The sequence below is a fragment of the Fundidesulfovibrio sp. genome, from assembly GCF_058402725.1.
On the sequence record NZ_JBZVFJ010000074.1, the window covers coordinates 1 to 19105 of the forward strand.

Sequence of the window (19105 nt, forward strand, 5' to 3'; positions counted from 1 at the left end):
AGCTGCTGGGGGGTCACCTTGCCCTGGGGCAGGATGACCACGGAGGTGATGGGCGGTCCCACATAGGCGGCGTAGAGCGCGGCGGCGGCGGAGGTGTCGCCGGTGGAAGCGCAGACGGTGAGCACCTGGTCCCAGTCGTTGGCGCGCACGAGGTGCTTGAGGTAGCTGAAGGCGCAGGCCATGCCCCTGTCCTTGAAAGAGGCGGAGGGGTTCTGGCCGTCGTTCTTGAAGGCCATGGGCACGCCCAGGATCTTGGAGAGCGCGGGGCTGGCCTCGATGATGGGGGTGTTGCCCTCGCCCAGGTAGACGATGTCCTGGGGCTCCAGGATGGGGGCCATGAGCTCGTAGAAGCGGAAGATGCCGCGCAACGGGGTGTTCTTGCTGGCGGCGCGTTTGTCGAAGAGCGACTTCCAGTAGACCGGGGGGTTCTCGGCCAGGGAGTCGAACCAGTCGTCCTCGAGAAGGAACACGCCCCCGCACTTGGGGCAGGTGTAGTGGAGCGCGCCGATGTCGAAGCGCTCCTGGCAGCCGAGGCAGAAGTATTCCATCTTGCCGCGGTAGGAGGGGAAATCGTTGGGGATCATGCTGTGTCCTCGCAGAATGGAAGGGTCCGTTCGACGGCGCGCACTCTACCCAAGCCGGGGCTAAAAGCCAAGGGCGGCCACGGCCTGTCTGGCGGCTGGCCAGGCGGCGCGGGCAGCGAGGCCCACCATGGCTCCGCCCAGGCCGATCTTCACCACGAAGCCCAGCACCCGGCCCCACATGGCCCCGCGCGCGGCGTGCCACGCCTCGGGGGAGGGTCGGCCGTGCATGCGCTCGAACACGTAGCAGCCCACGTAGGCCCCGCCCACCGCGCCCAGGAGCGCGCCGAACCCGAAGAGGAACGGGGCGAAGAAGATGGCCCCGGCGATGGCCCCGATGAAGGCCCCCAGGTTGCCCTTGTTGGTGCCGCCGTACTTCTTGGCCCCGTAGAACTGGGCCCCGAACTCCAGGGCCTCGCCCAGGACAGCCATGGCGATGAGCGGCGCGTAGTAGCCCCAGCCCAGGTTCAGGGAGGGGTGCGTGAAGTCCCACAGCCAGGCCAGGGCCAGGATCACCCAGTTGGCGGGCAGGCCCAGGACGTTGAGCGAGAGAACGCCCAGAAGCAGCAGGATGTAGAGGATGGACCAGACGTATTCCATGCGATGGTTTCCTTGAATGAGTGTGGGACGTGGAGTGCGATGCGCCCCGGTCGGCCGGGGCGATCTCCTCGAGGGCAGTGCGGGAAAGGCCCCGGGGAGGGAGTCCGGACTATTTCGCCAGCTTCACGAGGGCGGCGAGATTGGGGCTGAACATGGCGATGGCCGCGATGGCCAGGCCGATGAGCACCTTGATCTGCACGTCGAGGCGTTTGAGGTCGCCCCGCAGGCTGGCGGTCTCCTCGCGCAGTTCGCCGCGCAGCTTGGCCGACTCTTCTCGCAGTTCGCCGCGAAGCATGGTCGATTCCTCGCGCAGTTCGCCGCGCAGCCTGGCCGACTCTTCCAGAAGTTCGCCGCGCAGCTTGGCGAACTCGGCCTTGGTCTCTCCCTCGAGCCGCTGGAACTCGGCCTTGGTTTCGCCTTCCAGGCGCTGGATGTCGGCCCTGGTCGCACCTTCCAGACGCTGGATGTCGGCCCTGGTCGCGCCTTCCAGGCGCTGGATGTCGGTTTTGGTCACGCCTTCCAGCCTGGCCAGGTCCGCCTTGGTGGCCACCTCGGCGAGCAGGGAGACCATGACGCGCGAATCCGTGGTCTGGAACGCCTCGACGAGTGGTTTGGCCTTCTCCTCGCCGAATGCCACCTCAATGGCCTTGATCTGCTCGAATGTCAGCATAGGCCTTCCATGCACACGACACACGGGGAAGTCAACCGCCCGGAGCTCACCGGGCGTTCTGCTCCTTGCCGCGCAGGTCCACCACGCGCACGGCCTTGCCCTCGCTCTTGGGCAGGGAGTTGGGCTCCACCAGGTCCACCTTGGGCGTCACGAGAATCTCGTCGCGCAGGCGGTGGGCGATGCGGTCGCGCAGGGCGGCCAGGGCGCGCATGTCTTCCACGAAGAATTCCTCGCGCACTTCGGCCTTCACGCGGATCTGGTCGATGTGCCCCTCGCGGGTGAGCTCGATGAGGTAGTTCTGGCCCACCTCGGGCAGGGACATGAGCACCTGCTCGATCTGGATGGGGTAGATGTTCACGCCCTTGATGATGATCAGGTCGTCGGAGCGGCCGGTGATGCGGTCGATGCGCAGGTGCTCGCGGCCGCAGGGGCAGGGTCCGGGCAGCGCGCGGCTGAGGTCGCGGGTGCGGTAGCGCACGATGGGCATGCCCTCGCGGCAAAGGGTGGTGAGCACCAACTCGCCCACCTGCCCGGGCTGGGCGGGCTCCAGGGTGACGGGATCGATCACCTCGCAGAGGTAGGCGTCCTCCCAGAGGTGCATGCCGTTCTGCTCCCGGCACTCGAAGGCCACGCCTGGGCCGTTCATCTCGGAGAGGCCGTAGGAGTTGAAGGCCTTGAAGCCGAAGATGTCCTCCAGACGGCGGCGGGTCTCCTCGGAGTAGGGCTCGGCCCCCACCAGGGCGATGCGCAGGCCCAGGGAGCGCGGATCGAGCCCCTGGCGCGCCAGGTAGTCGGCCAGGTAGAGGGCGTAGGAGGGGATGATGTGCAGGGCCGTGACGCGGAAGTCCTGGATGAGCTTCACCTGGCGCTGTGTGTTGCCCGCGCCCATGGGGATGGCCATGCAGCCCAGCAGTTCCGCGCCGTAGTGCATGCCCAGGCCGCCGGTGAAGAGGCCGTAGCTGGTGGTGTTCTGGAACACGTCGGCGGGGGTCATGCCCACCATGCGCATGCAGCGCGCCACCAGGGAGGACCACCAGCGCACGTCGGAGGCCGTGTGGTAGACCACGGTGGGCGTGCCCGTGGTGCCGGACGACACGTGCAGGCGCACCATCTGGTCGGCAGGCACGGTGTTCAGGCCGTCGGGGTAGGATTCGCGCAGGTCCTGCTTGGTGGTGAAGGGCAGGCGGCGCAGGTCGTCCAGGCTCTTGATGTCCTCGGGCGTGACGCCGTGCTCCCTGAATTTGCGGGCGTAAAGCCTGGAGCGGGCGGCGCGCTCGCAGGTGGTGCGCAGCCGGGAAAGCTGAAGGCGGGAGATGTCGTCACGGGCGAGGAATTCGGCCGGATCGTAGCGCATGCGCCCTCCTGAAGGCGTGTTCCCCGCCTCAGCCGCCGTATTCGGAGGGCGGGGGGATGTCCGTGGGGTTCTCGAACGACGTGGATTCCTTGAAGAAACGAAGCTTGACCATGCCGGTGGGGCCGTTGCGCTGCTTGCCGATGATGATTTCGGCCACGTTGTCGTCTGGGGTGAGCTCGTCCTTCTTCTTGTAGGCGGCCTCGCGGTAGAGGAAGATGATCACGTCGGCGTCCTGCTCGATGGCGCCGGATTCGCGCAGGTCGCTCATCATGGGGCGCTTGTCGCTGCGCTCCTCCACCTTGCGGTTGAGCTGCGAGAGGGCGATGACGGGCACGTGGAGTTCCTTGGCCAGGGCCTTGAGGCTGCGCGAGATGTCGGAGATCTCCTGCTCGCGCGAGTCCACGCGCCGGGCGGAGCGCATGAGCTGGAGGTAGTCCACCACCACGAGGCCCAGGCCGTGTTCGGCCTTGAGGCGCCGGCAGCGCGAGCGCACCTCCATGGTGGTGAGCGCGGGGGTGTCGTCCACGAAGATGGGCGCGGGCGAAAGCGCGTTGGCGGATTCGTAGAGGCGCGCCCAGTCGTTGTCGTCCAGGCGTCCGCGCCGCAGCTTGGAGAGGTCCACCTTGCCCCAGCAGCAGAGCATGCGCATCATGATCTGCTCCTTGCTCATTTCCAGGGAGAAGACGGCGGTGGGCACGGTGTACATGCAGGCGGCGCGCATGGCCAGGTTCATGGCGAAGGCGGTCTTGCCCATGGAGGGACGCCCGGCGATGATGATCAGGTCCGAGGGCTGGAGTCCGGCGGTGTATTCGTCGAAGGTGTAGTAGCCCGTGGGCACGCCGGTGACCATCTCCTTGTTTTCCACGCGCTTGGCCAACTGCACGAACACCTCGTCCACGAGGGTCTTGCTGGAGGTGAGCACGCCGGACTTCTTGGAGTCGGAGATGGCGAAGACGGCCTGTTCGGAGGCGTCGAGGAGGGCGTCTGTCTCTTCCGCGCCCTCGAAGACCTTTTCGATGATGTCCGAGGCCGTGGAGATGAGGCGGCGCTTCACGGACTTGTCGCGCACGATGCGGGCGTGGTGCACCGCGTTGGAGGCGCTCACCGTGGCGGAGGCCAGTTCGGCCAGGTAGACGGGGCCGCCCACCTCGTCGAGCCTGCCCATGCGGGTCAGCTCTTCGGCGAGGGTGACCAGGTCCACGGCGACGCTCTTGCGGCCGAGTTCCAGGCAGCCCTGATAGATGGCGCGATGGACGGGGGAGTAGAAGTCGTCCTCGCCCAGGATGTCGATGACTTCGTGGAGGATCGAATTCTTGATGAGGATGCCGCCCAGCACCGACTGCTCGGCCTCCGGGCTGTGCGGCGGGACCCGGCGGATCAGGTCGTCGGCGACCCGCTCCAAAGTCTGCGGGGCGAGCTGGCCGTCCTGCCCGCCCGCCCCGCCTCGGGTTCTACGCTTCGGCTTCGGCTGACGTGTTTCCACTGTCTTCCGCAGGCTGTTCGGCGTCCATGAGCTTTTCGCCCTGGCGGCAGACCATCACGCGGATGGCCCCGATGACGCCCGCGTGGAGCTTCACCGGCACTTCGTGCACGCCCAGGGTGCGGATGGCGTCCTCAAGCACGATCTTCTTGCGGTCGACCATGATGCCCTGGGCTTCGAGGCCGTCGGCGATCATGGAGGAGGTGACGGAGCCGTAAAGCTTGTCGCCGTCGCCCACGCGCACCTCGATGGCCACGGTGGCGGCGGCCACTTTGGCGGCCAGGGTCTCCGCGTCGGAGCGCAGGCTGTCCATCTTGGCCTGGAGCTTGCGGCGCTCGGTCTCGAAGACTTTGAGGTTGGAGGGGGTGGCCAGCATGGCCAGGCCTTGGGGGACCAGGAAATTGCGGCCGTAGCCGGGCTTCACGGTGACGACTTCGCCCAGTTTGCCCAGGTTTTCCATGTCGGCGCGCAGGATGAGTTTCATGACAGCCATGGCTTTTCTCCTACTGCATCTTCTTCAGGTAGTCGGCGCTGTGGGTGGCCGTGTAGTAGAGAAGGGCCATCTGGCGGGCGCGCTTGATCTCGGTGGTCAGGCGGCGCTGGCACTTGGCGCAGGTGCCGGTGATGCGCCGGGCGATGATCTTGCCGCGTTCGGTGATGAAGTCGCGCAGGATGTCGGGGCGCTTGTAGTCCATGGGCAGGTTCTTGTTGGCGCAGAACCGGCAGAATTTCTTCTTGGGGGTGAATTTCTTCTTGAAGGACATGGTCTAGGCCTCCGGGGCGGCGGCGGGCTCGGCCTTGTCGGCCAGCTTCACCGTGACGAACTTGAAGATGCCGTCCGTGATGCGCACGATGCGCTCCAGCTCCGCGACGGTGGTCGGGGGAGCGGTGAACTCCATGCGGACGTACTGGCCGCGCACGTATTTGCGCACGGGGTACGCCAGGTCCTTGGTTCCCCAGTCGTCCACGGTCAGGATCGACCCTTTCTCGCGCTCGGTGATGGCGACCAAGCCGTCCACGAGGCTCTTCTTGCTCTCGGCGTTCAGCTCGGGGCTGAGCAGGAGCAGCAACTCGTACTTACGCATGCGTTTCCTCCTTTTGGTCCATGGCCCTTCCCCGCCGGGAAGAGCAAGGCGAACCGCAGTGGTTAGGTTGTTTGCCCGGCCGTGTCAAGGGCCTGAACCAATCCGGAGCGCAGGGCCGCGCACTCCGAGGCCGCCTCTTCCAGGGCGGCCAGACGGGCGGCCACGTCGGCCTCGAAGGGCGCGAGCACCTCTTCGAGGGCGTCGGCGGCCTGGTCCGTGCGTGCGCCCACCAGGCGCAGCACCTCCTCCTCCACGCGGCGCGCCCCTCGCGCCAGCGACTCCCGCAGCGAGCGCAGCAGGCGGGGACGCCCCACGGCCAACACGCTCCCCGCCAGGGCGGCCCCGGTTCCGGCCAGCAGCCCTCCCGTCACGTCCAGGACCACGCCCTGCACCGAGAGCACGAAGAGGCTCCCGGCCAGCACCATGACGCCGCCCATGGCCGCCTTGGGGTCCATGCGGGCCACGCGCAGCGGGTCCACGCGCACGGGGTCGTCCCCGGCGTCCAGGAAGACGTCCAGGGCGCGGGCCACGTCCGCGAGCACTTCCTCTCGCCTGGCGCCGGGCGGCGTGTTTCCTGCCGGGTCCTGCCCGGCCAGGGCGCGCAGGTCCCGGGCCAGGGCGGCCACTTCCAGGGCGAGGCGTTGGCTCAGGGCGGCCGCGCCCTCGCGCGCCTGGGATTCCACCTGGGTCTCCAGGGACTCCCGGAACGTGCGCTCCAGCCCCTCAAGGAGCGAAGGCACCGCCGAGGAGCGCCGGAAAAAGCCCAGCACGCTGCGCCGGAACATGCTGGCGAAGGAGAGCTCCAGTTCCAGGGCGGCCAGATACCCCTGCCCCGCGCGCTCGAAGCGCTGCCTGATGCGCCCTGCCAGGGCCTCAACCTCCAGGCGCGCGGCCGCGCGGGTCTGTCGGATGCGCTCACGCATGACCAGGGCGGCTTCACGGTCCGCCTCCACGCCCTGGGCAACGGCAAGTCCCGCCGCCTCCACGCCCTCCAGCACGGCCAGGCCGCCCCGGGCGAGGGAGGCCAGCTTGGCCCGGGCGTGCTCGCCCCCGGTGACCATTTCCCGGATGTGGCGACGCACGGCCTCCATGCCCGAAAGATCGGGCTGAACGGCCTCCAGGGCCGCCGAGACCACGAAAAGCGGCGCGCCCTCCAGGCCGCGCTCCCTGGCCAGCTCCAGCACGCGCTGGCGGTTCACCTGGAGCTGGCCCGGGGTTGCCAGGTCGGCCTGGGTGAGCACCAGGGCCACCTTGCGCCGCCAGCGCGAGGCGATGAGCCCGAGGAAGTCCCAGCTGGCGCGCGAATAGGGATTGAGCGAGGACAGGGCGTAGAACACCTGGTCGCAGCGGGGGATGAAGCGTTCGGTGATCTCCTGGTGACGGTCCACCACGGAGTCGATGCCCGGGGTGTCCACCACGGCCACGCCGTGCAGGATGGGGTGCGGCAGCTCCACGCGGGCGCTGAGCGGCCCTTCGTCCGTGCGCGAGCGCCCGGGTCCGTGCACGATCATGAGGATGCGGTCGGTGCAGGGGTCCGGGGCCACGTCGGAGACCTGCTCGCCCAGCAGGGCGTTGATGAAGCTCGACTTGCCCGCCTTCACCTCGCCTGCGGCCACGAAGAGGAATGGCTCGCCTGCGGCCTGGCGCAGGGATGCCGCGTCGCGGGCGTGGCCCTCACCGGCGCGGCGTCCGGCCAGGGCCTCCAGTTTTTCGAGAAGCCCGGCCACCCCCGCCCTGGCCGTGGCCAGGGCGGGGTCCAGCAGATGGGGGCCTGCCTGGGTCATCGGGGCAGGAAGTAGTCCAGGTCCAGGGGGCGGGCCGGGGCCTCCGGTTTTTTGGCGGCCGTATCGGAGGCCTGCTTCGCGCGGCGGCAGTCCTGCTCCTCCTTGGCCCAGGTGCGCGAGGAGATGCGCAGGGAGTTGCCCTTGGTGAAGGAGTCGTCGTTGCCGTCGTAAAACTGGAGGATGATGGACACGTCCCCGGCATGGGGATCGAGCAGGCTCCATTTCCAGATGCGCAGGTTGCCGAAGGCGTTGCCGCGCCACTGCTTGGGCTCGCCGTAGCGCTTCTTGAGCCCCGCCAGGATCTTGTCGTGGAATTCGCGGGAGGAGTCGGCGTAGTTCATCTTCACGCGCACCACCCGGCCTGGCTGGGCGCAGTTGCCGTAGGTGACGTAGCCCGAGCGGTAGCCCGGCAGGGGCTTCATGGCCTGGATGGTCAGGTAGGCCTGCTCCAGCTCGGGTTCGGCCATGCCGGGATCGAGCTTGTCGGCCAGCTCACGGACATTGCTGCCCAGGCGCACCCCCGCCAGTTCCGGGGGGGCGGCCAGGGCCGGTCCCGCGAGGCAGCACGCCAGCAGCAGGGACGCGAGGAGGGCGCGCACGGGGCTCACCCCTTGAAGCCGGCCACGGCCTGGGCCTGGTCGGCGAAGATGGGGAAGAGTTCGTTGTAGCCCGAAATCTCGAAGACCTCGCGCATGTAGTCCTTGATGTCGCACAGGTGGAGCATGCCCCCGCCGCGCTTGAGATGCTGGAAGGCCATGAGCAGCACGCGCAGACCGCTGGAGTTGATGTAGTCCACGCCTCCGAAATCCATGACCACCTTGGTCGCTCCGCCGGTCACGACGCCCATCACCTTGTCCTCGAGCTCCTTGGAGGAGCCTGAGTCGAGCCTCCCGTCGATCTTGAGCACGGTGACGGGGCCGGTGGTGGTCACGATCAATTCCATGATCTACTCCTGATTGGTCTTCTTGCGGATGAAGAGGATGTTGCGTCCGTTTTTGCGCTCGTAGGACAACTGGTCCATGGTCTTGCGCACGAAGTGGATGCCCAGGCCCCCGATGGGTCGCGCCTCCAGGGGCGCGTTCACGTCGGGCTCCGGGGCCTGCAGGGGGTTGAAGGGGTCGCCGTCGTCCTCCAGGATCATGTCCACCGCGTCGGGGCCGCGCTCCAGGACCAGCTCGATGCCGCAGGGCCGGTCGGGCGGCGAGGCGTAGGAGATGACGTTGGTGACCAGCTCGTCCAGAGCCAGCTGGATGTGGTAGGCCGTGCGCCCGGCCACGCCGCCACGCTCCAGGAAGGCCTCCACTTCGCAGCGCAGGCGTTCGAGTTCGTGCAGGTCGTTCCCGATGGAGAGCCGTAACCGCTCGCTCATGATTCCCATGGTTTTCCACGAAGACCGCCCGCTGTCAACGAGCCGGGGCGATTGACGCTTCCAAGCGGCGGCCCGGGGTGGTAGTCACCCCGTCCATGGACGCCAACCACACCGACGCCGCCAGCCGTTTCCTGGACAGCCTGCCCGAACTGCGCCCCGGCGAGCCCTTCCGCTTCGCCTGCCACCCGGACGTGCCCTGTTTCAACGCCTGCTGCTCCGACCTGGCGCTGATGCTCACGCCCTACGACGTGCTGCGCCTGCGCCGCCAGCTGGGTCTCTCCAGCCGGGACTTCATCGCCCGCCACGCCGTGATGGCCCAGGCCCCGGACACGGGCTTCCCCATGCTGCGCCTTGCCATGCGCGAGGACCTGCCCGGACTGCCCTGCCCCTTCGTCACCCAGGCGGGGTGCTCGGTCTACCCGGGCCGCCCGGGCGCGTGCCGCACCTACCCGCTGGGCCGCGCCACCAAGACCGGCCCCGACGGCGAGGTGGTGGCGCGTTTCTTCGTGGTGCAGGAGCCCCACTGCCGGGGCTTCGAGCAGGACCGGGACTGGACCTCCGCCTCCTGGCTCGACGACCAGGACCTGGCCGAATACAACCGCTCCAACGACCGCTACATGCTCCTCCTGGCCCACGCCCGCGACCGGGGGGCCGTGCTCAACCCCAAGCAGGCCAACACCGTGTTCCTGGCCGCCTACAACGTGGACGCCTTCCGCGACTTCCTGCGCGACACCCGCATGCTGGAGCGCCTGGAACTGGCCGACGAGGAGCGCCAGACCATCCTGGACGACGAGGAACGCCGCCTGCGCTTCGCCCTGGACTGGCTGGAGCTGGCCCTCTTCGGCGTGGAGACCAACCTGAGGAAGAAGGCCTGATGCGCCCCGCCCCGGCCCTGGCGGACAAGATCCTGCCCCTGGAGGCCCTGCTGGAGCGGCTGGCCCCCCTGCGGGCCGGGGGCGGCATCGTGTTCACCAACGGCTGCTTCGACCTGCTCCACCCGGGCCACGTGGACCTGCTGCACCGCGCACGGGAGCTGGGCCGCGTCCTGGTGCTGGGCCTCAACTCCGACGCCTCCGTGACGGGCCTCAAGGGGCCCTCGCGCCCGGTGACCCCCTTCGCCGACCGCGCCCTGGTGCTGGCGGGGCTGGCCAGCGTGGACTTCGTCACGGGCTTCGACGCCCCCACGCCCCTGGAGCTCATCGAGGCCGTGCTTCCCCACGTGCTGGTCAAGGGCGGGGATTGGCCCTTGGAGTCCATCGTGGGGCGCGAGGCCGTGGAGCGCGCGGGCGGCCGGGTGCTGAGCCTGCCGCTCCTGCCGGGCTACTCCACAACGGGGACCCTCCGGCGCGTCCTCAGCCTGGCGGAGCGTGAGGGGGGGCGTCCCGGCTCATGATCCTGTGCGGCCGGTCCTGTCCAGGCGGCCGCGAAGCTTGACGCTCAGCTTTGCTGGAACTACAAGTGGATTCCTCGATTTCAGGAAACACCATGCACCGAATCTTGCTCCACCTCGCGCGCCGCGCGGCGCTCCCGGCCCTGCTGCTCGCGCTCCTGGCCGCAGGCGCGGCCGCCCAGTCCGATCCGGACATGACCCTGGTGGCCTCAGGGGCCGCCATCACCGCCGTGGTGGGCGAGGAGGACGGCGAAGGGCTCTGGCTCCTGGCCTCCGACGGCACCAACTACGCCGTCTGGACCCCCGAAGACGTGACCGTGGAATCCCTCGCCGCCTTCCAGGCCGCCTTCAAGAACAAGGAAGTCACCCTGGAAGGCGACGTCTACAAGGACAAGTTCGGCAACCTGAACCTCTTCGTCAAGGCGCTGCCCCAGCCCTGAGCGCCCTCTCCGGAGCGGCCATGCCCCTCCCGCGCGTCGAGTCCCTGGCCCGGGCCGTGCTGGACCTCCTGCACCACGGTCTGCCCCAGGACAACGACACCCTGCACACCCTGCGCTCCACCTTCGGCGACGATTCCCCCGAGGCCCTGGCTGCGGTCCTGGCCGACGCCGGATCCGCCGAGGCGTCCACCCTGTCCGCCCTGCTGCTCTTCCCCGGCCCCGCCGCGCGCGAGGCCCTGGAACCGGCCCTTGAAGCCTGCCGCCTGATCCCGGACGAACTGCCGCTCCTCTCGGACCTCGTGGCCGACGGGGCCGCGCGCACCGCCGCCCTGCTCCCCGGCGGACAACGCGTCCCCCTGGACCTGGACGCGGAAAGCGCCCGGGCCTTCACCCTCCGGCTGCATCCCGAGGCCAACCCGCCCGAAGAGCTGACGCGCATCCTGGACCGGCGCTTCCCCGGGCGCCCGGCCTGGCGGCTCAAGGCCCGGCTGCGCGCCGCGCGCCCGGACTTCACAGCGCCGCGCGTCTTCTTCCTCTGCGCCCTGCTGGAGCGCCTGGAGGCCCCGGACCACGATGTCCTGGCCTGGGCCGTGCGCTTCCTGGAGGAACGCGGCGGCGACCCCGCTCCCCACCAGGCCCTGGCCGCCAAATACCACGAGCTTTCCGCGCGGCTGCGCCAGGCCCTGGACTTCCGCAAGGCCCTGGCCGCGTCGAGCTTCGAGGTGATGGCCTCCCGGGGCGTGCGCCTCTCCCACCTGCACCCCGAGGCCCTGCGCGAGGAGCTGGCGCATCTGGACGCGGTCTGCCGGGCCGTGCTGGGCGGCCCGGCCTGGGCCGTGGCGGGCCTGGGCGAACGCGACCTGGGATCGGGCCACGACGCATGGTCCATGGCGGAACTGCTCTCCGGCCTGGAGGATTGAACGGCGCGGCGGGCCTGAACGGATCGCGCCCCGGGGGGTGGATGCGCAGCGGGGCGGGTCAGGCGATGCGGGAAGGGACGGACGTGCCCGGGCAGCGGTGAAGCCCGTCCGCCTGCTCGATTCCGGCGAGAAGGGCGTCCAGGCGCTCGGCGTCCAGGGGCTTGCGCACCACGGCATCGGCCCCGAACTCGCGGGCGTAGTCGAGATAGTCGTCGGAAAGCGCGGGACGCGCCCCACCGGACATGGCCACCACCTTGATGGATGCGTCGAAGCCTTTCACGCCCAGGACGATCTGGAGCCCGGAGATGTCCTTGAGGAAGATGTCGGTGATGACGAGGTGGAAGGGCCCGTGCTCCTGGAGGTCCTCGAGATAGTAGCGGGCCTCGGCCACGAAGGGGTCGTGGCCGAGGGCTCGCAGCATGCGCGTAAGCCGCAGGGCTGTCTCGTCGTCGTTTTCCAGCACCATGACGCGCAAAGGGGCCTCCCTGGGATGCGCCGCAAAACAGGCAAATCGATTTGCCTCTTCATGGGCATCTCTTTCGGGAAAGTCCAGTAGGGAGAACCCTACTCTTTGGCTACAGGAATGCCGACCGGACGCCCTTGCGCGGAAGGGTTGCCATCCCGCCCCCCGAGGCGTAGCCGGAAGGCATGCAAGCGCACCCCTTCCATACGCCCCCCCTCAGCCCCGGGGCGGCCCGCCGGCCATCGCCGGCCCGCAGGCCAGCTGAACAGGCAGACATGCTGCTTCGCGCCTGACCTCCCTGCCCTGCACGGGCTGCGGCTGGTGCTGCCTGGACGCCCAGTGCGGGGAGTCGCACATCCTCCACGGCTACAGGGAGCGCTGTCCGGAGCTTTTCTGGGACAACGCCCTGGGCCTCTACCGCTGCCGCCTTTCCGACACCTCACGCTTCCGGGAACTCCTGGCCATGGGCGAGGGGTGCTGCGCCCCTCTGAACCCCTGGCGCGACGACGTGCGCCGACGCGACCGCTGACCTGCGACCCGGGAGCTCTCGGGAGCCCCTTACGGCGGGACGTGCACGGCGCGCCCCTCATCCCCCCCGCGCGCCCGGCCTTCGCCGGGCGCTCCCGTTTGCCCCGTCGGCCCGAAGCACCTCGACAAATGTATTTACACAGCGCACCAAAATGCTAGAGTCCCGTCCGCAGGCAAACTTCTGAAATCCATACAGGCAAAAGTATGCTGGACGCCGACGAACACGAGCAGCAGCTCCTCTCCCGCGCCGCCTGGCTCTATTTCCACGAAGATCTCACCCAGGCCGAGATCGGCGAGCGCCTTGGCGTCACCCGGCTCAAGGTGAACCGCCTGCTCCAGATGGGCCGCGAATCCGGGCTCATCTCGGTGTCCATCAACACACCCTTCCGCGAGTGCGTGGACCTGGAAGGCCGCCTGGTGCGCCGCTTCGGGCTCATCCGGGCCATCGTGGCCCCAACGCCCGAGCACGGCGGCGAACGCCTCTACGAAGCCATCGGCCGCCCCGCCGGGGAATACGTCTCCCGCACCCTGCGCGACGGCCAGTCCCTGGGCGTGGGCTGGGGCAAGACCATGCGCGAGGCCATCAACGGCATCGCCGCGCGGGCCTACCGCGACATCTCCATCAGCTCCCTCTACGGCGGCGTGCCCAGAAGCCCCGTGAACCCCTTCGACTCCACCGCCATGTTCGCCCGGCGCTTCCAGGCCCGCACCTGCAACCACCTGGCCGCCCCCATGTTCGTCTCCTCCCCCGAGGTGCGCGACACCATCGCCGGGCAGGACCTCTTCCGCACCTTCTACGAAGAGGCCCTCCAGGTGGACATGATCCTTACCGCCTCGGGCGACCTCACCTCCCAGGCCACCAACCTGGCCCTGGGCGTGATCACCCCCGACCAGCGCGCCTCCCTGGCCCGCGCCGGGGCCGTTGGCGAATTCCTCGGGCGCTTCCTGAGCGACAAGGGCGACCCCGTGGACCACCCCCTCAACGCCTGCAGCATGTCGCCCGACTTCGCCGGGCTTCTGCGCGCGCCGCACATCGTGCTGGTGTCCGGGGGGCTGGCCAAGCTCAACATCCTGCACGCCATCCTCGGGCGCGGCTACGCCCACGTCTTCGTGACCGACGCCGAAACCGCCCAGAACCTGCTCAACCGCTGACAAAGGCACACCGTGGACAGAAGAGATTCCCTCGCCCGCCTGAAAGACCCCCGCCCCTTCGACATCCTGGTGATCGGAGGCGGCGCCACCGGCTGCGGCGTCGCCCTGGACGCCGCCACGCGCGGGCTCGACACCGCCCTTGTGGAACAGTCCGACTTCGCCCAGGGCACCAGCAGCAAGAGCACCAAGCTGGTGCACGGCGGCGTGCGCTACCTGGAAAAGGCCGTGCTGGGCCTGGACCGCGAACAGTTCGCCCTGGTGCGCGAGGGCCTGCGCGAGCGCGGGCTCTTCCTGCGCAACGCCCCGCACCTGGCCCACTCCATCCGGCTCCTGACCCCCGTGACCTCCTGGGTGCAGGCGGGCTACGTCTTCGCGGGCCTGGTGCTCTACGACCTGCTGGCCGGACGCCTGGGCCTGGGCCGCAGCGCCTTCGTCACGCGCGGCAAGGCGCAAAAGCTCTTCCCCCAGCTGGATCTCTCCGGCGCGGTGGGCGCGGTGACCTACTGCGACGGCCAGTTCAACGACGCCCGCATGGCCGTGGCCCTGGCCCGAACCGCCCAGGACCACGGCGCGGCCTGCGCCAACCACGTGGAGGTGACGGCGCTCCTCAAACAGAACGGACGCCTGCGCGGCGCCACCCTGCGCGACGCTCTCACCGGCGAATCCTGGGACATCGCGGCGCGCGCGGTGGTCAACGCCACGGGCCCCTTCGCGGACGGCGTGCGCCGCATGGACGACCCCGCCGCCCGGGACACGCTCAAGGTCAGCTCCGGCATCCACATCCTGCTGGACAAGAGCTTCGCCCCCGAAGACCTCTCGCTGATGATCCCCTCCACCGAGGACGGCCGCGTGCTCTTCATGATCCCCTGGATGGGACACGTGCTCTTCGGCACCACCGACGAACCCGCCGCCGTGGAGCGCGACCCCGAGGCCGACGAGAAGGACATCGACTACCTGCTCTCCTACGCGCGCAAATACCTGCGCCGCCCGCCCGCGCGCTCCGACGTGCTGGCCGCCTGGAGCGGCCTGCGCCCCCTGGTGTTCGCCCCCGGCAAGCAGGGCACCCAGGACCTGGCGCGCACCCATGTGATCGAACAAAGCGCCTCCGGGCTCGTGACCGTCACCGGCGGCAAGTGGACCAGCTACCGCGCCATGGCCGAGGAGGCCGTGGACGCGGCCGTCAAGGCCTTCACCCTGGAGGCCGGGCCGTGCGCCACCCACGAGTTGCGCCTGCTGGGCTCGCGCGGGTTCGTGCCCCAGGGATGGCGCGCCCTGGTCCGCCGTCATGGGATCGCCGCCGACATCGCGCTATCGCTCCACACGCTCCACGGCGACGAGGCCGGGGAGGTGGTCCGCCTTGGCCAGGCCCTGGGGCTCATGGACCGCCTGCACCCGGCGCACCCCTACATCCTGGCCCAGGTGGCCTTCGCCGCGCGCCATGAAATGGCGCGCAGGCTCTCCGACGTGCTCACGCGGCGTCTGCCCCTGGGGCTCCTGGAAGCGGCCCACGCGCGCGAGGCCGCCCCGGCGGCCGCCGCCGTCATGGCCCGGGAGCTGGGCTGGGACGAAGCCCGAACGCGGGCCGAGATCGAAGCGGTGGCCCTGGGCGCGCCCCACGCCGCCCCGGCGGCGGGAGCCGCCGCATGAGCGCCCCGGGCGGCAGGCCCCGGCCCGTGTGCGCCCCGTCGGCGGACGCCGCCGCGCGTGGGACCCGGCGGCGGGCGTCGCCGCGCATGCGCCGCGGAACTCCCCGCGCCCCGAGCGGACCGGGGATGCGGGGCGCACGCCCGGACGCGCCTTGGGCGTTGCCGGGGCGGCGCAATTAGCTTACGTTTTTGAGCCGTCCTTTGGGCGCGGCGAGGCGTGTCCGGGCCGGGCACGCGCCCCGGCCACAGATTGACGGCAAACCCCGGGGACGGGGTTCGCGAGAGTCGCTCCCGGGCGGCAAGCCGCCCTGCTCCATTGGCTGTCTTGAAGGAATCCGTGTTCAGGCAACATCTTCACGAGGAGGGGACATGCTGAAACGTTTCGCGACCCTGGCGCTTCTGACCGTGCTCTTCGGCGCAACCGCCGCCCTGGCCCAGGACGACTGCGCCAACAGGGGAACCCTGGACAAACAGTACTGCGACGCCGACAAGAACCTGGTTGCCGACGCCCCCAAGGCCGGCAAGTGCCAGGACCCCGGCACCCTCGTCTTCACCTACACCCCTGTCGAAGACCCCGCCGTCTACAAGGACCTCTTCACCGACTTCCAGGAATACCTCTCCAAGGCCACCGGCAAGAAGGTGGTGTACTACTCCGTGCAGTCCAACGCCGCCGAGGTGGAGGCCATGCGCTCGGGCAGGCTGCACATCGCGGGCTTCTCCACCGGCCCCACCTGCTTCGCGGTGAACCTGGCCGGCTACGTGCCCATCGCCGTGAAGGGCTACGAGAAGGAGTTCCAGGGCTACAACCTGATCATGGTGGTCAAGAAGGACAGCCCCTACCAGAAGCTTGAGGACCTCAAGGGCAAGAAGATCGCCCACACCTCGGCCTCCTCCAACTCCGGCAACATGGCCCCCCGCGCCCTGTTCCCCAAGCTGGGCCTCACCCCGGACAAGGACTACACAGTGGTCTACTCCGGCAAGCACGACCAGTCCGTGCTGGGCGTGGTGCACGGCGACTACGACGCCGCCCCCGTGGCCTCCGACGTGTACGACCGCATGGTGCGCGCCGGCCGCGTGGACAAGGACGCCCTGCGCATCATCTACCGCAGCGCCATGTTCCCCACCTCCTCCTTCGGCTACTGGAGCCAGCTCTGCCCCGACCTGGCCAAGAAGATCCAGGACGCCTTCGCCTCCTACCGCTTCAACGACGCCATGAAGAAGGCCTTCGACGGCGCCGACCGCTTCTACCCCGTCACCTACCAGAAGGACTGGGCCGTGATCCGCGAGATCAACGACGCGGAAGGCATGACCTACACCGAGGAAGGCATGCGCAAGGAAGAAGAGAAAGAAGCCGCCGCCAAGAAGAAATAGGAATCCATGAGCAGCACCATGAACAACGCAGGGAACGGGGCCAGGCCCCGTTCCCTTTCGGTGGAGAACCTGGAGAAGGCCTATCGCTCGGGCAAGCCCGTGCTCAAGGGCATCTCCTTCCAGGTGGAAGGCGCGGTCACGCTGGGGATCATCGGGCCTTCGGGCTCGGGCAAGAGCACCATGCTGCGCTGCATCAACCGGCTCATCGAACCCACGGCCGGGCGCATCGTGGTGGCCGGGCAGGACGTGGCCGGGCTCTCCGGCACGGCCCTGCGCCACGCCAGACGCCACATCGGCATGGTCTTCCAGGAGTTCAACCTGGTGGAACGCCTCTCGGTGATCGAGAACGTGCTCTGCGGCCGCCTGGGCTACATCTCGCCCTTCAAGGCCTGGCTGCGCAAGTACCCCCAGGAGGACATCGACAAGGCCTTCGCGCTCATCGACCACGTGGGCCTGGGCGACTTCTACAACCAGCGCGCCGACAGCCTCTCCGGCGGACAGCGCCAGCGCGTGGGCATCGCCAGGGCCGTCATGCAGGAGCCCGACATCATCATGGCCGACGAGCCCACCAGTTCGCTCGACCCCAAGACCTCCGTGGAGATCATGGAGCTTCTGCGCCAGTTTTCCCGCGAGCGCGACATCCCCATGCTCGTGAACATCCACGACGTGGAGCTGGCCAAACGCTTCTGCGACCGCATCATCGGCATCTCCCAGGGCGTTGTGGTCTTCGACGGCCCCCCAAAGGACCTGCGCACCGAGGACCTCAAGGCCATCTACGGCGGAGAGGACTGGCTGGCATGAGCGCCGCAGCCCTTCGCACGCCCTTCCAGCCCAACTGGTGGGCCAGATTCGGCTTTCTGCTGCTGCTGGTCTACTGCGCCTACGCCGTCTCGGAACTCTCCATCACCTGGGAGCGCTTCGTCACGGGGCTCTCCACGGGCGCGAAGTTCCTCTCCGAGTTGTTCCCCCCGAGCACCCAGCGCATGGGCCTGCTCTTCGACAACCTCGTGGAGACCGTGCAGATCGCCGTGATCGCCTCGGCCGCGGGCATCGCCCTCTCTCTGCCGCTGGGGCTCCTCTCGGCGCGCAACCTCATGCCCGCGTGGCTCTCCTGGCCCGCGCGCGCGGTAATCGCCATCAGCCGCTCGTTCCACCCGGTGATCTTCGCCATCCTCTTCGTGAAGGCCGTGGGCTTCGGCCCCCTGGCGGGCATCCTCACCCTGGTGTTCGCCTCCATCGGCTTCGTGGGCAAGCTCTTCGCCGAGGCCATCGAGGAGATCTCGCTCAAGCCCGTGGAGGCCGTCACGGCCGCCGGAGCGCCCTTCATGAGCGTGCTCACCTACGCCGTGCTGCCCCAGGTGTTCAACCGCTTCATCGGCTTCGCCACCTACCAGTTCGACTCCAACCTGCGCAACTCCACCATGATCGGCGTGGTGGGCGCGGGCGGCATCGGCGGCACGCTCTTCGCCGCCTTCCAGCGCTTCGACTACGATTTCCTCTGCACCATCCTGCTCGCCATCATCGGCCTGATCATGGTGGGCGAATACCTGGCCGTAAGGATCAAGGCGACCTTCAATGACTGAACACAGACACTGGGAGCGCTTCACGCGCGCGCAGCGGCTGGCCCGTTTCGCGGTCTACCTGGGGGCCGTGGCCCTGCTGGTCTTCTCGCTCAAGACCGTGGAGGTGATCCCCGACTTCCTCCTGGACGCCCCCAAACAGGTGGCGGACCTCCTGCGGCGCATGTGGCCCGTCGACTTCGCGGCCTACCACAAGCAGGACATCCACACCGCGCTCATCGAAACGCTGAACACCTCCACCCTGGGCACCATCGTGTCCCTGTTCATGGCCGTGCCCGTGGGCATCATGGCCGCCAAGAACATCGTCAACGTGCCCGTGCTCAACTGGATCGCCAAGTTCATCCTGGTGTCCTCGCGCACGGTGAACACCATGGTCTGGGCCATCCTCTTCGTGGCCGTGTTCGGCCCCGGCGCGCTGGCGGGCACCGTCGCCATCGCCTTCCGCTCCATCGGCTTCTGCGGCAAGCTCCTGGGCGAGGCCCTGGAGGAGATCAAGCCCGGCCCCATCGAGGCCCTCAAGGCCGCCGGAGCGCCCTGGACGAGCATCCTCATCAAGGGCTACTGGCCCCAGGTGGCCCCCGCGTTCTGGGGCATCGCCCTCTTCCGCTGGGACATCAACGTGCGCGAGGGCTACCAGGGGCCAGTAGCACTTGATGAGGATGCTCGTCCAGGGCTAACGGCCCCAGGTGGCC

The 19105-nt window shown here is 68.8% G+C and carries 23 protein-coding genes; 10 read left to right on the forward strand and 13 right to left on the reverse strand.

The window, feature by feature from the left end; genetic code table 11:
• From ACV4UX_RS11020 to ACV4UX_RS11075, 12 genes are all read right to left on the reverse strand, one after another.
• The coding region (locus ACV4UX_RS11020; protein WP_491593336.1) for a threonine synthase at window positions 1–584 on the reverse strand (584 nt) is incomplete at its 3' end.
• 60 nt (window positions 585–644) lie between these two features.
• Entirely contained in the window at window positions 645–1181 is a 537-nt protein-coding gene (locus tag ACV4UX_RS11025) for a DUF456 domain-containing protein (RefSeq protein WP_491593337.1), read from the reverse strand.
• A 109-nt stretch (window positions 1182–1290) separates the two neighbouring features.
• Entirely contained in the window at window positions 1291–1851 is a 561-nt protein-coding gene (locus tag ACV4UX_RS11030; RefSeq protein ID WP_491593338.1) for a hypothetical protein, read from the reverse strand.
• A gap of 46 nt (window positions 1852–1897) precedes the next feature.
• Entirely contained in the window at window positions 1898–3205 is a 1308-nt protein-coding gene (locus ACV4UX_RS11035; RefSeq protein ID WP_491593339.1) for a phenylacetate--CoA ligase family protein, read from the reverse strand.
• A gap of 28 nt (window positions 3206–3233) precedes the next feature.
• Window positions 3234–4688, reverse strand: a complete 1455-nt coding sequence (dnaB, locus tag ACV4UX_RS11040) for a replicative DNA helicase (protein WP_491593340.1) — start codon at window positions 4686–4688, stop codon at window positions 3234–3236.
• A complete protein-coding gene (rplI, locus tag ACV4UX_RS11045; protein ID WP_491593356.1) occupies window positions 4657–5169 on the reverse strand; it encodes a 50S ribosomal protein L9 in 513 nt (170 codons plus the stop codon). Before rplI ends, dnaB begins: the two co-directional genes overlap by 32 nt.
• Window positions 5170–5188: 19 nt before the next feature.
• Window positions 5189–5449, reverse strand: a complete 261-nt coding sequence (gene rpsR, locus ACV4UX_RS11050; protein ID WP_173080641.1) for a 30S ribosomal protein S18 — start codon at window positions 5447–5449, stop codon at window positions 5189–5191.
• Window positions 5450–5452: 3 nt separating this feature from the next.
• Window positions 5453–5770: a 30S ribosomal protein S6 gene (rpsF, locus tag ACV4UX_RS11055; RefSeq protein ID WP_491593341.1), complete on the reverse strand. Its 318-nt coding sequence runs from the start codon at window positions 5768–5770 to the stop codon at window positions 5453–5455.
• Window positions 5771–5832: 62 nt separating this feature from the next.
• Window positions 5833–7554: a dynamin family protein gene (locus ACV4UX_RS11060; RefSeq protein ID WP_491593342.1), complete on the reverse strand. Its 1722-nt coding sequence runs from the start codon at window positions 7552–7554 to the stop codon at window positions 5833–5835.
• Entirely contained in the window at window positions 7551–8153 is a 603-nt protein-coding gene (locus ACV4UX_RS11065) for a hypothetical protein (protein ID WP_491593343.1), read from the reverse strand. Before ACV4UX_RS11065 ends, ACV4UX_RS11060 begins: the two co-directional genes overlap by 4 nt.
• Window positions 8154–8158: 5 nt before the next feature.
• The gene (locus ACV4UX_RS11070) at window positions 8159–8497 is read right to left on the reverse strand and encodes an STAS domain-containing protein (protein ID WP_491593344.1); all 339 of its coding nucleotides are present in this window, start codon (window positions 8495–8497) and stop codon (window positions 8159–8161) included.
• A gap of 3 nt (window positions 8498–8500) precedes the next feature.
• Window positions 8501–8923, reverse strand: coding sequence for an ATP-binding protein (locus tag ACV4UX_RS11075; protein WP_491593345.1), 423 nt, complete (start codon window positions 8921–8923; stop codon window positions 8501–8503).
• Between the two features lie 95 nt (window positions 8924–9018).
• On the opposite strand from ACV4UX_RS11075, the gene ACV4UX_RS11080 reads away from it, so the two are divergent.
• The 4 genes from ACV4UX_RS11080 to ACV4UX_RS11095 all read left to right on the forward strand — a co-directional run bounded on the left by ACV4UX_RS11080 (window position 9019) and on the right by ACV4UX_RS11095 (window position 11673).
• On the forward strand, window positions 9019–9798 hold the full coding sequence (locus tag ACV4UX_RS11080; RefSeq protein WP_491593346.1) for a YkgJ family cysteine cluster protein: 780 nt from the start codon (window positions 9019–9021) through the stop codon (window positions 9796–9798).
• Entirely contained in the window at window positions 9798–10316 is a 519-nt protein-coding gene (locus tag ACV4UX_RS11085) for an adenylyltransferase/cytidyltransferase family protein (protein ID WP_491593347.1), read from the forward strand. Before ACV4UX_RS11080 ends, ACV4UX_RS11085 begins: the two co-directional genes overlap by 1 nt.
• 92 nt (window positions 10317–10408) lie before the next feature.
• Window positions 10409–10753: a hypothetical protein gene (locus ACV4UX_RS11090; RefSeq protein ID WP_491593348.1), complete on the forward strand. Its 345-nt coding sequence runs from the start codon at window positions 10409–10411 to the stop codon at window positions 10751–10753.
• Window positions 10754–10773: 20 nt separating this feature from the next.
• Window positions 10774–11673, forward strand: coding sequence for a hypothetical protein (locus ACV4UX_RS11095; RefSeq protein ID WP_491593349.1), 900 nt, complete (start codon window positions 10774–10776; stop codon window positions 11671–11673).
• 58 nt (window positions 11674–11731) lie between these two features.
• Here the strand turns inward: ACV4UX_RS11095 and ACV4UX_RS11100 are convergent, their stop codons facing one another.
• Window positions 11732–12139: a response regulator gene (locus tag ACV4UX_RS11100; protein WP_491593357.1), complete on the reverse strand. Its 408-nt coding sequence runs from the start codon at window positions 12137–12139 to the stop codon at window positions 11732–11734.
• 729 nt (window positions 12140–12868) lie between these two features.
• On the opposite strand from ACV4UX_RS11100, the gene ACV4UX_RS11105 reads away from it, so the two are divergent.
• The 6 genes from ACV4UX_RS11105 to ACV4UX_RS11130 all read left to right on the forward strand — a co-directional run.
• The gene (locus ACV4UX_RS11105) at window positions 12869–13816 is read left to right on the forward strand and encodes a sugar-binding transcriptional regulator (RefSeq protein WP_491593350.1); all 948 of its coding nucleotides are present in this window, start codon (window positions 12869–12871) and stop codon (window positions 13814–13816) included.
• Between the two features lie 12 nt (window positions 13817–13828).
• Window positions 13829–15463, forward strand: coding sequence for a glycerol-3-phosphate dehydrogenase/oxidase (locus ACV4UX_RS11110; protein ID WP_491593351.1), 1635 nt, complete (start codon window positions 13829–13831; stop codon window positions 15461–15463).
• Window positions 15464–15831: 368 nt separating this feature from the next.
• Window positions 15832–16833, forward strand: coding sequence for a phosphate/phosphite/phosphonate ABC transporter substrate-binding protein (phnD, locus tag ACV4UX_RS11115; protein WP_491593352.1), 1002 nt, complete (start codon window positions 15832–15834; stop codon window positions 16831–16833).
• A gap of 18 nt (window positions 16834–16851) precedes the next feature.
• Entirely contained in the window at window positions 16852–17634 is a 783-nt protein-coding gene (gene phnC / locus ACV4UX_RS11120; protein ID WP_491593353.1) for a phosphonate ABC transporter ATP-binding protein, read from the forward strand.
• Window positions 17631–18416 (forward strand): phosphonate ABC transporter, permease protein PhnE, encoded by a 786-nt coding sequence (gene phnE / locus ACV4UX_RS11125; RefSeq protein WP_491593354.1) that lies wholly within the window; start codon window positions 17631–17633, stop codon window positions 18414–18416. The genes phnC and phnE overlap by 4 nt, the downstream gene beginning before the upstream one ends.
• The coding region (locus ACV4UX_RS11130; protein ID WP_491593355.1) for a PhnE/PtxC family ABC transporter permease at window positions 18409–19105 on the forward strand (697 nt) is incomplete at its 3' end. The genes phnE and ACV4UX_RS11130, both read left to right, overlap by 8 nt.

Excerpts from the sequence above, each read along its gene's own strand:
- ACV4UX_RS11025 (WP_491593337.1), bottom strand. The coding sequence starts at position 1,181 with ATGGAATACGTCTGGTCCATCCTCTACATCCTGCTGCTTCTGGGCGTT.
- ACV4UX_RS11030 (WP_491593338.1), bottom strand. The coding sequence starts at position 1,851 with ATGCTGACATTCGAGCAGATCAAGGCCATTGAGGTGGCATTCGGCGAG.
- ACV4UX_RS11035 (WP_491593339.1), bottom strand. The coding sequence starts at position 3,205 with ATGCGCTACGATCCGGCCGAATTCCTCGCCCGTGACGACATCTCCCGC.
- rplI (WP_491593356.1), bottom strand. The coding sequence starts at position 5,169 with ATGAAACTCATCCTGCGCGCCGACATGGAAAACCTGGGCAAACTGGGC.
- rpsR (WP_173080641.1), bottom strand. The coding sequence starts at position 5,449 with ATGTCCTTCAAGAAGAAATTCACCCCCAAGAAGAAATTCTGCCGGTTC.
- rpsF (WP_491593341.1), bottom strand. The coding sequence starts at position 5,770 with ATGCGTAAGTACGAGTTGCTGCTCCTGCTCAGCCCCGAGCTGAACGCC.
- ACV4UX_RS11060 (WP_491593342.1), bottom strand. The coding sequence starts at position 7,554 with ATGACCCAGGCAGGCCCCCATCTGCTGGACCCCGCCCTGGCCACGGCC.
- ACV4UX_RS11070 (WP_491593344.1), bottom strand. The coding sequence starts at position 8,497 with ATGGAATTGATCGTGACCACCACCGGCCCCGTCACCGTGCTCAAGATC.
- ACV4UX_RS11075 (WP_491593345.1), bottom strand. The coding sequence starts at position 8,923 with ATGAGCGAGCGGTTACGGCTCTCCATCGGGAACGACCTGCACGAACTC.
- ACV4UX_RS11080 (WP_491593346.1), top strand. The coding sequence starts at position 9,019 with ATGGACGCCAACCACACCGACGCCGCCAGCCGTTTCCTGGACAGCCTG.
- ACV4UX_RS11085 (WP_491593347.1), top strand. The coding sequence starts at position 9,798 with ATGCGCCCCGCCCCGGCCCTGGCGGACAAGATCCTGCCCCTGGAGGCC.
- ACV4UX_RS11090 (WP_491593348.1), top strand. The coding sequence starts at position 10,409 with ATGCACCGAATCTTGCTCCACCTCGCGCGCCGCGCGGCGCTCCCGGCC.
- ACV4UX_RS11095 (WP_491593349.1), top strand. The coding sequence starts at position 10,774 with ATGCCCCTCCCGCGCGTCGAGTCCCTGGCCCGGGCCGTGCTGGACCTC.
- ACV4UX_RS11100 (WP_491593357.1), bottom strand. The coding sequence starts at position 12,139 with ATGGTGCTGGAAAACGACGACGAGACAGCCCTGCGGCTTACGCGCATG.
- ACV4UX_RS11105 (WP_491593350.1), top strand. The coding sequence starts at position 12,869 with ATGCTGGACGCCGACGAACACGAGCAGCAGCTCCTCTCCCGCGCCGCC.
- phnD (WP_491593352.1), top strand. The coding sequence starts at position 15,832 with ATGCTGAAACGTTTCGCGACCCTGGCGCTTCTGACCGTGCTCTTCGGC.
- phnC (WP_491593353.1), top strand. The coding sequence starts at position 16,852 with ATGAACAACGCAGGGAACGGGGCCAGGCCCCGTTCCCTTTCGGTGGAG.
- phnE (WP_491593354.1), top strand. The coding sequence starts at position 17,631 with ATGAGCGCCGCAGCCCTTCGCACGCCCTTCCAGCCCAACTGGTGGGCC.